At 69.1% G+C, this 13489-nt stretch carries 13 protein-coding genes; 6 read left to right on the forward strand and 7 right to left on the reverse strand.

Translation table 11 applies throughout. From position 1 onward, the window contains the following. Positions 1–17: 17 nt before the first annotated feature. On the forward strand, positions 18–1205 hold the full coding sequence (locus ETD86_RS28055; RefSeq protein ID WP_138669158.1) for a PQQ-dependent sugar dehydrogenase: 1188 nt from the start codon (positions 18–20) through the stop codon (positions 1203–1205). Here ETD86_RS28055 and ETD86_RS28060 read toward each other — a convergent pair. Then, on the reverse strand, positions 1165–1500 hold the full coding sequence (locus tag ETD86_RS28060) for a carboxymuconolactone decarboxylase family protein (RefSeq protein WP_138669159.1): 336 nt from the start codon (positions 1498–1500) through the stop codon (positions 1165–1167). The two genes, ETD86_RS28055 and ETD86_RS28060, sit on opposite strands and share 41 nt — an antisense overlap. Positions 1501–1759: 259 nt before the next feature. Between ETD86_RS28060 and ETD86_RS28065 the strand changes: the two genes are divergently transcribed. Both ETD86_RS28065 and ETD86_RS28070 read left to right on the forward strand, forming a co-directional pair. Next, a complete protein-coding gene (locus tag ETD86_RS28065; protein ID WP_138669160.1) occupies positions 1760–2437 on the forward strand; it encodes a hypothetical protein in 678 nt (225 codons plus the stop codon). 10 nt (positions 2438–2447) lie between these two features. Beyond that, positions 2448–5429: an AAA family ATPase gene (locus tag ETD86_RS28070; RefSeq protein ID WP_138669161.1), complete on the forward strand. Its 2982-nt coding sequence runs from the start codon at positions 2448–2450 to the stop codon at positions 5427–5429. Between the two features lie 23 nt (positions 5430–5452). On the opposite strand, the gene ETD86_RS28075 is transcribed toward ETD86_RS28070, so the two are convergent. Then, the gene (locus tag ETD86_RS28075) at positions 5453–6625 is read right to left on the reverse strand and encodes a TerC/Alx family metal homeostasis membrane protein (RefSeq protein ID WP_138669162.1); all 1173 of its coding nucleotides are present in this window, start codon (positions 6623–6625) and stop codon (positions 5453–5455) included. 103 nt (positions 6626–6728) lie between these two features. Here ETD86_RS28075 and ETD86_RS28080 point away from each other — a divergent pair, with 103 nt between their 5' ends. Together ETD86_RS28080 and glnII are read left to right on the forward strand one after the other, a co-directional pair. After that, entirely contained in the window at positions 6729–7202 is a 474-nt protein-coding gene (locus ETD86_RS28080) for a hypothetical protein (RefSeq protein WP_138669163.1), read from the forward strand. A gap of 128 nt (positions 7203–7330) precedes the next feature. Further along, the gene (gene glnII / locus ETD86_RS28085) at positions 7331–8350 is read left to right on the forward strand and encodes a glutamine synthetase (RefSeq protein ID WP_138669164.1); all 1020 of its coding nucleotides are present in this window, start codon (positions 7331–7333) and stop codon (positions 8348–8350) included. A gap of 43 nt (positions 8351–8393) precedes the next feature. On the opposite strand, the gene ETD86_RS28090 is transcribed toward glnII, so the two are convergent. The 5 genes from ETD86_RS28090 to ETD86_RS28110 form a co-directional block, all read right to left on the reverse strand. Then, a complete protein-coding gene (locus tag ETD86_RS28090) occupies positions 8394–9932 on the reverse strand; it encodes an aldehyde dehydrogenase family protein (RefSeq protein WP_138669165.1) in 1539 nt (512 codons plus the stop codon). 167 nt (positions 9933–10099) lie between these two features. Next, positions 10100–10972 carry a UTP--glucose-1-phosphate uridylyltransferase gene (locus ETD86_RS28095; protein WP_138669166.1) on the reverse strand — a complete coding sequence of 291 codons (873 nt, stop codon included), beginning with the start codon at positions 10970–10972 and terminating at the stop codon, positions 10100–10102. Between the two features lie 44 nt (positions 10973–11016). Next, a complete protein-coding gene (locus ETD86_RS28100) occupies positions 11017–11883 on the reverse strand; it encodes an aminoglycoside phosphotransferase family protein (protein WP_211370364.1) in 867 nt (288 codons plus the stop codon). A 78-nt stretch (positions 11884–11961) separates the two neighbouring features. After that, positions 11962–12390, reverse strand: a complete 429-nt coding sequence (locus ETD86_RS59690; RefSeq protein ID WP_342779313.1) for a DUF1876 domain-containing protein — start codon at positions 12388–12390, stop codon at positions 11962–11964. A 56-nt stretch (positions 12391–12446) separates the two neighbouring features. Further along, positions 12447–12992 carry a cupin domain-containing protein gene (locus ETD86_RS28110; protein WP_246148308.1) on the reverse strand — a complete coding sequence of 182 codons (546 nt, stop codon included), beginning with the start codon at positions 12990–12992 and terminating at the stop codon, positions 12447–12449. 64 nt (positions 12993–13056) lie between these two features. On the opposite strand from ETD86_RS28110, the gene ETD86_RS28115 reads away from it, so the two are divergent. Beyond that, the coding region (locus tag ETD86_RS28115) for an SWIM zinc finger family protein (protein ID WP_246148311.1) at positions 13057–13489 on the forward strand (433 nt) is incomplete at its 3' end.

Below are 13489 nucleotides of genomic sequence, written 5' to 3' on the forward strand. Positions count from 1 at the left end.
CTAGCGTCCGTGGCAGGATGAGCGGTGTGCGCCTCGTCGTGGCTGTGCTCCTTGTCGTCGCAACTGTCACCGCCTGCTCGTCCGAGGCTCCGCCGTCCGCCGGGCCGCTCACTCCTCGCGCCGAGGCGACGACGACCACCGCCCCGGCGCCCACCACTGCTGCGCCCGCCGCCACGTCGGCCGAGCGGGGCGAGCTGCGGTTCAGGAAGATCGGCGAGTTCGAGCAGCCGGTGGCGTTCGCCGTACGCGAGGGCGACGACCGCATGTACGTCGCCGAGCAGACGGGCCGGCTGCGCACCTCCGACGGCAAGACGGTGATCGACCTGTCGGGCGAGGTGAGCGGCGGCAACGAGCAGGGCCTGCTGGGTGTGGCGTTCCACCCGTCCGGCCGGTGGGTCTACCTCGACTGGACCGACGCTCAAGGCCACACCCACGTCACCGAGTGGGCCTACGACGGCTCCAAGGCGACGGGCCGGCGCGACGTGCTCACCCAGGACCAGCCCTTCGCCAACCACAACGGCGGCCAGCTCGCCTTCGGCCCCGACGGCTACCTCTACATCGCGCTCGGCGACGGGGGCGGCGCGGGCGACCCCGAGGGCAACGGCCAGGACCTCGGCACGCTGCTCGGCAAGATCCTGCGCATCGATCCGCGTGTCGACTCCCGGGGCGGCCGGCCGTACACGGTGCCCGAGGACAACCCGTTCGTCGGCAAGGAAGGCGCGAAGACCGAGATCTGGGCGTACGGGCTGCGCAACCCATGGCGGTTCACCTTCGACCGCGACACCGGCGACCTGTGGATCGGCGACGTCGGGCAGAACGCGTGGGAGGAGGTCGACTACCAGCCGGCGGGCTCGGAAGGCGGCGAGAACTACGGCTGGAACCTCCGCGAGGGTGACAAACCCTTCCGTGGCGGTAAGGGACGCGAGCTGGTCGACCCGGTGATCGTCTATCCCCTCGGCCAGGACGGCAACTGCTCGGTGATCGCCGGATACGTCTACCGGGGCGAGAAGATCCCGTGGTTGCAGGGCCAGTTCCTGTACGGCGACTTCTGCGCCGGATGGATCAAGGCGGGCACCGTCGACGAGCTGGAGAAGGCGGCCGAGGTCGGAAAGGTGGAGCAGCTGTCGTCGTTCGGCCAGGGGCACGACGGCGAGCTCTACGCGCTCAGCCTGCGGGGCCCGCTGTATCGGATCGAGCCTGCCTGATCCGCTCGATCAAGCCCTCCACCTGGTCGTTCAACATCGCCCCGCGGGCCCAGCCCGCGTAGTGCGCCAGGAAGACCACCACCTCCCGCAACTCGGTCTCGCTGAGCTCGCCGGCCCGCAGAGCGACGTCGAGCTGGACCTCCGTCAACTGCTCGAGGCCCTGGCCGACGAGCAGCCCGAGCAGGAGCAGGCGGCGCTCCCTGACCGACAAGACGGTCCTCGCCCAGACATCGGCGAACTGGCGTTCGGCCGACACCCCGAAGGAGTCCACGGTCTCCATGGCGGGTTCTGTCATCGCATGCTCCGAATGTCGCTAGGGATCCTCATATCTTTAGCTACTTCCTCAGTTGAACCAATGGGGGTTGCATGAACGTTGTATGGGCGATCGACCCATGGAGCGAGGCACCCCAGGACGTGCGGCTTTTTGATCTGTAACAAGTAAAGCCAACCCTTGGCCAAGATTTGGTCAAGATTTCTCAGCCCGTGTGGGGCTCATTCCGCCGGAAAGCGGGCACAACAACTCCGTTGGTCCGTAAATGCGGAGGTAAGCCCTGGTGAAAAAGACACGGGCTTTGATCGCACTCCTGGTCGCGATCTTCGCGGTGTCGGCGTGCGGGCAGCCGGAATTCACCTACGTCCGTGACCGTACGGGCACCACCTACTTCAAGGTGCCGGCCTCGTTCACGCAGCTCAACGCGAACGCCATCGAGATGTATCTGTCCGGCGACCACCCCAACTCGCAGGCGGCGCAACTGCGGGCCCAGCGGGTCTGGTCGACGGCGTTCGACCAGTCCACGGAACCGTCGGTCAACCATCTCCTGGGCTCGGCGGATCCCTTCGTCTACGCGACCGTCCACCAGCTGACCGAGGAACAGCGGGACATGATCTCGCTCAACAGGCTGCGCGACTTCGTCCTGCCGGTCACCGAGCAGATGCGCCAGCTGTACGTGCAGCAGTCGGCGGCGACCGGCCAGCCGCCGACCTTCCAGAACTTCGAGCTCCTCGGCAACGAGGTCCTGACCCTGGGCGGCGGCGCCCGGGGCGTCCGGGTCCGCTTCAACTACCAGATCGGCAACGACGTCCAGACGTTCGACCACACCGCCATCCTCGACGAGAAGGGCGCCACGGTCTCCGTCATGCTCATCGGCTGCCAGTCGATCTGCTTCAGAAAGCGCGCCGGCGAGTTCGACAAGATCGCGAGTTCTTTCAAGCTGCTCCGGCTGCCTGGATGAGGGAGCATCATTGACCACGACCATTCACCATGAAGGGCTACGTGCCCCCGGCAGCGGGCCCTCTGACCCCGAATCCGTGACCAGGAAGAAGATGCAGTTCTGGGATCGGAGCAAGTTCCTCATCGCTCTGGTGGCGGCCTATCTCATCCTGACCTGGAAGGTGATGGCCGACTACGAGGGCATCGTCACCTTCCCCGAGGCCGCGCGGGCCATCGCGCAGGAATACCAGTGGATCTTCTGGTTGCTCGGCGTGGAGGTCATCCGTCAGCTGCACTTCCTCATCAGCGAGCATTGGTCGGCCTACCACCGCTTCTGGAGCCAGAAGGTCTTCGGCGGCTTCGAACGCTGGACGCACCGGCGCTTCGACGACTGGACGCGATACCGGCTCTCGCGGGCGCTCAAGATCACTTTTTTCGTCGTGCTGACCGCCCTGGTGCTGGGGGCGGTGCTGGATGTCAGCCCGTTCCAGGCGTTGTTCCAGGTGCCCGCGCTGATCTGGCAGGCGTTGCCGTTCTTCCTGCAGATCGTCTTCCTGTTCTTCTTCATCATCATCCAGTTCGTCGGCCTGTTCTGGTTCCTGTCCAGGGGCGGCGTCGAGACGTACTTCCCCGACGACATCAAGACCCGCTTCCGCGACGTGTGGGGTCAGGACCACGTGGTCGAGCGGGTCCGGGAGAACATCGTCTTCCTGGAGAAGCCCGACGAGATCGAGAAGCGCGGCGGGTACGTCCCCAGCGGCCTGCTGCTGTGGGGGCCGCCGGGCACCGGCAAGACCCTCATGGCCGAGGCCGTGGCCGGTGAGACCGGCAAGCCGTACGTGTTCGTGGACCCGGGCGCGTTCACGAACATGTTCATGGGCATCGGCATCCTCAAGGTGAAGGGACTGTTCAGGAAGCTGCGCAAGCTGGCGCTCCGGTACGGCGGCGTGATCGTCTTCTTCGACGAGGCGGACTCGCTGGGCAAGCGGGGGAGGCTGGCCCAGCAGGGCCCGAACGTGCCGGGCGGCGGCTTCTCCGGACTGTCCGAACACCACGGCTGTCACGGGTTCAACTACCTGTCCGAGGAGACCCGCCAGGTGCTGGCCTTCCGCGCCCGGCGCGAGGACGGGGAGGAGCCCGGCCGGCGCAACCGCTTCTTCATGGGCGGCGGCATGAACAGCAGCGGCGACCCCGGCACGCTGCAGGCGCTGCTCACCGAGCTGTCCGGGCTCAAGAAGCCGCGCGGGTTCTTCAACCGCCTCGTCAGGCGGTTGCTCGGGATGCGGCCCAAGCCGCCGCCCAAATACCGCATCCTCGTCATGATGGCCACGAACCGGCCCGACGCGCTCGACGAGGCGCTGCTGCGGCCGGGCCGCATCGACCGCATCTACAAGGTCGGCTACCCGTCCAAGGCCGGGCGGGTGCGCACCTACCAGGGCTACTTCGACAAGGTGGACCACGAGCTCACCGCCGAGCAGGTCGACAAGCTGGCCACGATCACCCCGTACGCCACCGGCGCCACGATCAAGGACCTGGTAAACGAGTCGCTGATCACCGCCATCAGGGACGGGCGGGAGATCATCACCTGGTCGGACGTGCTGCGCGCCAAGCGGCTCAAGCAACTCGGCCCGCCCGAGGACGTCGAGTACATCGAGCGCGAGCGGCACGCCGTGGCCGTGCACGAGGCCTGCCACGCCGTCGTGGCGTACGTGACCCGCTTCCACCTCGAGATCGACATCGCGACCATCGAGAAGGGCGCCGACTACCTGGGCATGGTCGCCTCGATCAAGCCCGAGGACCAGTTCACCCGGTGGAAGTCCGAGCACGAGGCCGACATCATGGTCTCGCTCGCCTCGCTGGCAGGGGAGCGGATGTTCTTCGGCGAGGACAACTCCTCCGGCGTGTCCGGCGACCTGTTCTCGGCGACGTACCTGACCGCGATGATGGAGTCGTACTGGGGCATGGGCTCTGGCGTCACCTCGCTGCCCGCGCTCCAGGAGCTGGAGATCATGGGCGGCAAGGCCATGCGCAAGCGCATCCCCGGCAGCGGCGGCATCGGCATCACCGACCGCGAGCCGGCCAAGCGTGAGCCCGACCTCACCCCCGACGTGCTGGGGGAGCGGATCGAGTTCAACCTGGTGCGGCTGCTGGAGCAGACCGAGCGGCTGCTGCAGGAGCACCGCAGGGAGGTGCTCTGCGTGGCGCACGCGCTGGAGACGCACAAGACGCTCAACGGCGACGACGTGGTGGCGATCATCCGGCGCGAGCCGGGGCCGCTCATCGACGGCACGATCTACGGCTCCGACGAGCTCTACGAGGAGCTGGAGGAGTACCACCTGGACGCGGCCAGGGCGCACAAGGAGCACAGCCGCATCGACCGCGACCTGCCCGGCGTCGTCGAGCAGGAGGCCGTGCCCGTGGCGGCGGCCTTCAGCGGTCTCGGCGTCAAGGCCGTCCATGTCGGGCCGCCGACGTCGCCGCCGGTCACGACCCTCGAGCCGCCGGTGGTAGCGCCGCCGCCCGTGGCCGTCATGCCGGCCACCGAGCAGGGCGATCGGCCGGAGTTCGTGCCGTGGGCTCCCCAGCCGGCGCCGACGCCCGCGCCGGTGCCCATTGTGGTAGGGGCGGCCACCGCGCCGCCGCCGCCACCGCGACGGCGGGGCCCGGGACGGGTCTGGCTGGTCATCGCCAGCCTGCTCGGGCTCGTGGTCCTGTCCATCATCGCCGCGCTGGCGGTGACGGGCACGGGCGGCAACGGCGCCACCACGGCGGGCTCCTCCATGGTGGCCTCGCCGGGCCTGCTGTTCCTGCTGTTCGTCGTGATCGTCGCGGTGATCGTGGGCGCCGGCCTCGCGCTGGTCGCGATCAAGGGGGTCCGCGCGGCGCAGGCCAAGGCAGAACGCGAGCGCGACGAGGCCCACGCCCGGGCCCAGCTCCTGGCCGCCGCCATGGACCCGGACACCGCGATGCGGCTGCTCGGGTACGACGGCAACGGGCGCGACGGCCGTACCTGAGCGGGGCGCACGACCGGCGCGTGTCAGCGCCGGTCGTGCTCCTCGTGGACCCTGCGCAGCAGGGCCATCAGCTTCTCCTCCTCGCGGATGCGCTTGCGGTATTTCTCCGGCAGCTTCTTGAGCTGCTCCTCCTCGGCGCGCAGCTTCCTGAACAGCTCCTCGCGCAACTCCGGGTCGTGCTCCACCTCCAGGTACGCCTGGGCGTGCCGCCGCGCCGCCGAGACGGCGTTCTGCGCGCGGCCCTTGGCGCTGGTCAGCGAGGCGATGACGGTGACCACGAGAACGCCGACGATCACCGACAGGGAAAGTCCGGTGCTGATCTCGGTGACCGGCACGGGTTCGCCGTCGTTGATGAACGGCACGTTGTTCTCGTGCAGCGCGTGCAGGATGAGCTTGACCCCGATGAAGCCCAGGACCGCGGCCAGCCCGATGGCGAGGTAGATGAGCCGGTCGAGCAGGTCGTCCAGGAGGAAGTAGAGCTGCCGCAGCCCCAGCAGGGAGAACGCGGTGGCGGTGAAGACGATGTAGATGTTCTGGGTCAGGCCGAAGATGGCCGGGATGGAGTCGAGGGCGAACATGATGTCCGTGCCGCCGATGGCGATCATGACGAGCACCATCGGCGTCATGACCCGCTTGCCGTCCTGGACGGTGAACAGCCGGTCACCGTCGTAGGCCTCGGTGGCGGGGAAGAGCCGGCGGGCCAGGCGGACCATGACGTTGTCCGTGTCGTGGCTCTCCTCGCTCTCCGGCTTGAGCAGGTTTCCCGCCGTGACCAGCAGGATCAGGCCGAACAGGTAGAACGCCCAGGAGAAGGAGTTGATCAGCGCCGCGCCGAGCAGGATGAACCCGGTCCTGGCCAGCAGCGAGAACACGATGCCGAACAGCAGCGCCTTCTGCTGGTTGGCGCGCGGCACCTTGAAGCTCGACATGATGACGAGGAACACGAAAAGGTTGTCGACCGAGAGCGCCTTCTCCGTGATGTAGCCGGCGAAATACTCCGTGCCGGGGGCCGGGCCGCCGAAGATCCACACGCCGACGCCGAACACGAGAGCGACGCCGACGTACGCGGCGGACCAGATCGCGGCCTCGCGGAGCGAAGGGACGTGCGCGCGGCGGACGTGGAAGACGAAGTCGAACAGCAACAGCCCGACGATCCCGGCGATCGTCAGCCACCACACCAGCGGCGAGACACCCATCAGAAGCGCACCCCGCAATACAGAACGTGCATGAGTCATCCCCCTCCGTAGATGATCGCACGGCGGCGCGAACCCGATACGTCTGACCCGCGTCCTATGGGTTATGCGTCAGCTCGTGTGGCCCGCTCTCGCGTGCGCCCTGCTCGCCGGCTGCTCGGCCGATCGGGACTGCACGGCCATCGGTACCCCGGTCGGACTGTCGGTGCACGTCAACGGGCCCCTCGCGGGCCGGGCCACGGCCGTCTCGATGGAAGTGTGCTGGGACGGCGCCTGCAAACCGGCTCACGTCGAACTGATGCCGTCCACCCGGCCGGGCAAGGAGTCCTGCTCCGGCGACACCTGCTCGGTGACCGCGGTCCCGGACGGCGGGAAGCACGCGTTCGGCGACGTGCCCGGGCTGCCCGACCGGCCGGTCCGGGTGCGGTTGGCCCTGCTGGACGCCGAGGGGGCGCCGGTCCTGGACCGTATGCTCGACCTCACCCCGCGACTGCGTTACCCGAACGGACCCGCGTGCGGCGCGGGCGGGCCGAATGCCGTGCTCACCGTCGAGGGCGACGGCCTGGTGACATCTTCGTGATGACCGGGACATGGATCCGCCTTGGTAAAAGAGCTGCTGATTAACACGGCGTTCACATGCGGGCAAAAACCGGGAAACGGCTGTCCATAAGACTCGGCGTGGCTGGAAGGAACCTTGAAAGGACCGCCGTGAGCTACAAGGCTGAGTACATCTGGATCGACGGCACCGAGCCCACGGCTCTGCTGCGCTCGAAGACCAAGATCCTTGCCGACGGGGCCGAGCCTCCGGTGTGGGGTTTCGACGGCTCCAGCACCAACCAGGCGGAGGGTCACTCGTCGGACCGGGTGCTCCGTCCGGTGTTCACCTGCCCCGACCCGATCCGCGGCGGTGACAACGTCCTCGTCCTGGCCGAGGTCGAGGAGATCAACGGCGACCCGCACGTCAGCAACACCCGCGCCCTGCTGCGTCCGATCGCGGAGCAGTTCGCCGACCAGGAGTCCTGGTTCGGCATCGAGCAGGAGTACACCTTCTTCAAGGGCAGCCGTCCGCTCGGCTTCCCCGAGGGTGGCTTCCCTGCCCCGCAGGGCCCGTACTACTGCGGTGTCGGCGCCGACGCCATCTTCGGCCGCGAGATCGTCGAGCTCCACCTCGACCGCTGCCTCGCCGCCGGGCTGGCGATCTCCGGCATCAACGCCGAGGTCATGCCGGGCCAGTGGGAGTTCCAGGTCGGCCCGGCGGGTCCGGTCGAGGTCTCCGACCACATGTGGATCGCCCGTTACCTGCTCTACAGGACGGCCGAGGAGTTCGGCGTCGAGGCCACCCTCGACCCCAAGCCCGCCCGCGGCGACTGGAACGGCGCCGGCGCGCACACCAACTTCTCCACCAAGGCCATGCGCGAGGGCTACGACGCCATCATCGCCGCCTGCGAGGCGCTCGGCGAGGGTGACAAGCCGTTGGAGCACATCTCGCAGTACGGCTCCGGCGTCGAGAGCCGCCTGACCGGCGCCCACGAGACCGCCCCGTGGAACAAGTACAGCTACGGCGTGTCCAACCGCGGCGCGTCCGTGCGTATCCCGTGGCAGGTCGAGGTGGAGAAGAAGGGCTACATCGAGGACCGTCGCCCGAACGCCAACATGGACCCGTACGTCGTCACCCGCCTGCTGGTGAACACCGTCTGCTCGTCCTTGGAGAAGGCCGGCCTGGTCTGATCGTCCACGTGAGACGGGGCCCCGAACGGGGCCCCGTTCTCCGTCAGGACAGGCGGAAGTCCAGGTCGGGAACGATCTCCGCGACGTCCATCTGCGCCTTCTGCAGGCGGCCCGAGTGGTCCCAGTTCATCGCCTGCCAGCGGGTGAACTGGTCGAGCACCCACATGCCCGACTGGCGGCTGCCGTTGCCGGACTTGCCGTTGCCGCCGAACGGCAGGTGGGCCTCGGCGCCCGACGTGGAGTTGTTGACGCTGACCATGCCGGCCGAGACGCCCTCGCGGAAGCGGAAGGCGTGCTTCGGGTCGGTGGTGTAGATGGAGCTCGACAGGCCGTAGCCCGGCAGGTTGGCCAGCTCGACGGCCTCGTCGAGGGTCGCGAACGTGGTCACGCCCACGATCGGGCCGAACGTCTCCTCCATGAACAGGCGGTCGCCGGACTGGACACCGTCGACGACGACCGGGTGGTAGTAGAGGCCGCCGTCGCCGTCGAAGTCGCCGCGCGGGTTGTCCTTGGTGATCTTGCCGGTGGCTCCGGTCACGACCGTGTGGTGGGGCTGGATCCAGGCCAGGTAATCCTCGTACCGGTCGGCGAACTTCTGGTCCAGCAGCGGGCCGGCCAGCACGTCCTGCGCAGGGTCACCGATCCTGGCCTCGCGTACCGCGCGGGTGAACCGCTCGACGAACGCGTCATGCACGCTCTCGTGCACGATGACCGTGCCGAGACTGGTGCAGCGCTGGCCGGCGGTGCCGAAGCCGGAGAACAACGCGCCCTCGACGGCCAGGTCCAGGTCGGCGTCCGGCATGATCACCATCGGGTTCTTGCCGCCCAGCTCCAGGCAGGCCGACTGCAGGTGCCGCCCGGTCAGCTCGCCGATCTTCCTGCCGACCTCGCTGGAGCCGGTGAACCCGACCTTGTGCACGCTGCCCTCCTCCAGGGCCAGCTCCAGGCCGCGGAAGGTCTCGGCGCCGTCGGCGAAGACCACGTTCAGCACGCCGTCGGGCAACCCCGCCGCCGCGAAGAGCTGGAACATGGCGTGCGCGGAGGCGGCGGCGTACTCGGCGGGCTTCCAGACGACGGCGTTGCCGCACAGCAGGGCCGGGACCAGATACCACGACGGCACGGCCACGGGGAAGTTGCCCGCGGTGACGACCGCCGCCACGCCCACCGGGTTCCGGAAGGTGAACAGGTTCTTGTCCGGCATCTCCGACGGCACGGTCTGCCCGTACAGCCTGCGGCCCTCGCCGAGGAAGAAGTCGCACGTGTCCACGATCTCCCGCACCTCGCCGAGCGCCTCGGCGTACGGCTTGCCGATCTCCTCGGTGACCAGCCGGGCCAGCCGCTCGGTGTTGGCCTCGACCAGCCGCCCGATGGAGGCGATCACGCGGCCGCGCACGGGGGCGGGCACCTTGGCCCACTCGCGCTGAGCTTCCTTGGCGGTGCGGCAGGCGGCGGCGAACGCGCCGGCGTCGGCCATGCCGACCCGGGCCACGACCTCGCTCGGCCGGGCCGGGTTGGTCGATTCGTACGTGGCCGTGGCGGCGGCTTCTTTGCCGCCCACGATGGAAACGATTTGTCGGCTCACGGGGCCCTCCTCTTAGGTGGTTCGGGTATGTTCTGCGGACAGACATTGACCTACCTCCCCCCTGAAGGGGATTCCCACGGTTGCCGTGAGGGTTCCTGTTTCACGCCTGCGGGTCGGACGGTCGGGTCGCGGTCTTCGACGTGCTGTTCTGTTGGAGAACCCAAGTTTCAGCCGCTCTCACGGGCCAGCCTACGCAGCTCCGGGCCGTAGGCCGGGTCGGCGAGCGCCGCGGCGAACTGGGCCTTGAGGTAGTTGAGCGGCGAGCCGGTGTCCCACCAGGTGCCGTCGATGACCTGCCCGTACACCGGGTGCTGGGCGGCGTGGCGGTGCAGGGCGTCGGTGAGGTAGATCTCGCCCTCGGGGTTCTCGTGCCACCTGCGGGTGGCCGCCTCCAGCTCCTCGACGACGCCGGGGGTGACGACGTAGCCGCCGATGGCGGCGTACCGGGAGGGGGCCTGCTCCGGGGCCGGCTTCTCCACCAGGCCCGAGATCCGCAGCCGGCCGCCGCCCAGATCCTCCTCGACGACGGGCACGCCGTAGCGGGAGGCGTCCTCGACCGCCATCGGCATCAGGGCCAGGACGGGGGCCTTCGTGGCCTCGTACGCGCTCTTCAGCTGCTTGGCCCGCGGCACCTCGGCCACGAACACGTCGTCGGCCCACAACACCATGAACGGCTCGTCGCCGATGACGCGGGCGGCGTTGAGCACCGGCGTGCCGTTGCCGTAGGGACCCCTCTGGTAGAGGTACGTGATGTGGGCCATGGACGACAGCTCAGCCACCGCGTCGGCCAGGTCGCCCTTGCCGGCGGTGCGCAGCTGCTCCTCCAGGTCGGCGTCCGGGGCGAAGTGCCGCTGCACGAGGTCCTTGCGGGCCGAGGTGACGATGGTGATCTCGTCGATGCCGGAGTCCACGAGCTCGCGGATGGTGTGTTCGATGACGGGTTTGTCGCCGATCGGCAACATCTCCTTCGGCAGCGCCTTCGTCAGCGGCAGCAGCCGGGTGCCCAGGCCGGCCACCGGGATCACGGCTTTGCGGACCATACGACTCTCCTTGATCGAGCGACGGGGAGAGTGCCGACGTTACCTCAGGCGATGATCACCTCCTGGAGGGTGTGCCGTGCGTTGGCCGCCATCGCCTGGTTCGTGTGCTGGTAGTAGTCGAGCTGGCCGGCCGCCATGCACAGCGCCCAGCCGCGGCCCCGGGCCCAGGTGTCGTCGTCCACGTCCAGCCCGGCGCGGAAGACGTCCCTGGCCTCCGGTGTGAGCAGGTTCCACGCGAGGATGAGGTCGCAGGCCGGGTCGCCCACGCCCGCCGTCGCGAAGTCGATCACTCCGGTGAGCCGGCCGTCCTCGACCAGCAGGTTGCCGGGCATCAGGTCGGAGTGCGTCCACACGGGCGGGCCCGGCCACTCCGGCGTGCGTACGGCCGCTTCCCAGATCGCCGTCGTCGCCGCCATGTCGATCAGCCCGTCCAGCCGGCCGATCGCGTGCCGGGTGGCCTTGTCCACCTCGCTGAGCGGACCCGCCCGGTACGCCCTCGGCCCGTCCGGAAGGTCCACCTGACGGACGGCGGCCACGAACGCCGCCAGATCCTTGGCGAGGGGCTCGTCACCGGTCTCGGGGTTGCCGCCGGGCAGCCACCGGCACACCGACCACGGCCACGGGAATCCCGCTCCGGGGACGCCCGTCCCGAGCACTTCGGGGATGGCGACCGGCAGCAGCGGAGCGAGCCGCGGCAGCAACCAGCGCTCCTTCTCCACGTCGCCGACGCACCACTCGGCGAGGGGCAGCCGTACGGACAGGTCGTCGCCGAGCCGGTAGACCGCGTTGACCGTGCCCGGCGAGGGGAACCGCTCGATCGGCAGGTCCGCCCACTGCGGGAACTGCGCGGCCACCAACCGGCGGACGAGGGACTCGTCGGTCTCCAACTCGTCGGCGTGCATCTTGCTCATGGGTCGCCATATCAGCGTTCCGGCCGGTCGCCCGTCAACTCGATATCCCTCGAGCAGGATCAGCGTGGATGCTGATGTTCACCAAGAGCGGCTCGGCGTGGGCGAATCGGCCGAGCTCGCGATGTCCCGCTGGGTGTTGACCGCCAGCCGTTCGGCCAGGTCGGCGAGGGCGCGTGAGGCCGCCAGCTCGTCCCCGATCTCGGGCACCGCCGGATCGGACGGGTTGCGCTTGGCACGTCCGTTCCCGACGATCACGGTGCCGTCGTCGGTGGTGAGCGCCGCCCGCGCCGCGGTGTCGTCGCCGTCCTCGGTCAGCTGAATGCGCACGGTCCATTCTTTTACCTTCATGGCCCCACGGGTGCCCTGCGCCGGTTCGGCGAAACCGCCTCGCAGGCGCCTGACCTTGGCCGCCTCCCGGAAGAGATGGCCGTTCGTGACGCGCTGGCCGGTGCCGAGGGTGACGGTGAGGATGAGCCGGCTCAACCGCCCTTCCACGGCCAGCGCCATGCCCTGGAGCTGGTTGTCGATCTTCCTCTCGGCATACCTCTATCTAACAACCCCGCCTATGCGGTGAAGTCGGCAAAATCGAAGCCCGGCGACACGATGCAGCTCACCAGGACGGCGTCGGGGCCGGCCGGGCGGGCCGACTGCCACACCCCGCCGGGCACGACCGCCTGCGGCACCTGGCCGTCCTCCACCTGCGGTCCCAGCATGATCGTGGCGTCGCCGACCGTCAGGCTGAGCGGGCCGCCGCGGTGCCACAACCACACCTCGTCCGACCTGACCAGGTGCGGCACGGACTCCTCGCCAGGGTTCAGCAGGAAGTAGATGCCGGTGGCGCTGGCCCGCGGCCCGGCGTACCCGTCCGGGTGGAACGTCACCGCCGACCTCCACGTCTCGCGGAACCAGCCGCCCTCCGGGTGGGGGAGGAGGTCGAGCGCCGCGGCGACGGGCGGCCGCTCCACGAAACCGACCGGGGCGCCCGTGACGTCCCTGCGGAGGAAACGGGTGCCGTCGAGGACCAGCTGCCCCTCCAGCGTGCTGGCCAGGGCGGCGGCTTCGTCGGTCACCTGAACGGACGGACCGTCGGGGTAGATCTTGAGCTCCACCCGGGACAGTTTAAGGGGGCGGAGTGGCGGCGAAATGTCGGTCGGGCTGGCTAGTCTGCAGCAGGTGATCGAACGGTTGAGCCGTGATCAGGTGCTCGCCCTCGCCCCTGACGCTTCCTCCCAGAAGGCGGCCCAGGGGGTGGCGGCGCCTGGGAAATGGTCGTCGCGTGGCGCGACGGGCACTGTCCTGTACGGCGAGTGCAAGGGCAGCGGGGCCAAGCCCTACCTGGCGTGCGTCGACCTGACCGAGCCCGCGTACCGGTGCAGTTGCCCGAGCCGGAAGTTCCCCTGCAAGCACGCGCTCGGGTTGTTGCTCATGTGGTCGGCCGACGGGGTCCCCGAGATGGAGGCGGCGCCGCAGTGGGTGACGGAGTGGCAGGAGGCGCGGTATGAGCGCGCGGTCAAGGCGGCGGACCGCCTCGACGCCGCCCGCGCCAAGGCCGCCACGGAGGCTGGACGGTCCGGTGCCGAGGACTCGGCCGGGGATTCCGTAGGGC

Origin of the sequence: Nonomuraea turkmeniaca, from assembly GCF_005889735.1 — a bacterium.
Taxonomy (GTDB): Bacteria; Actinomycetota; Actinomycetes; order Streptosporangiales; family Streptosporangiaceae; genus Nonomuraea; species Nonomuraea turkmeniaca.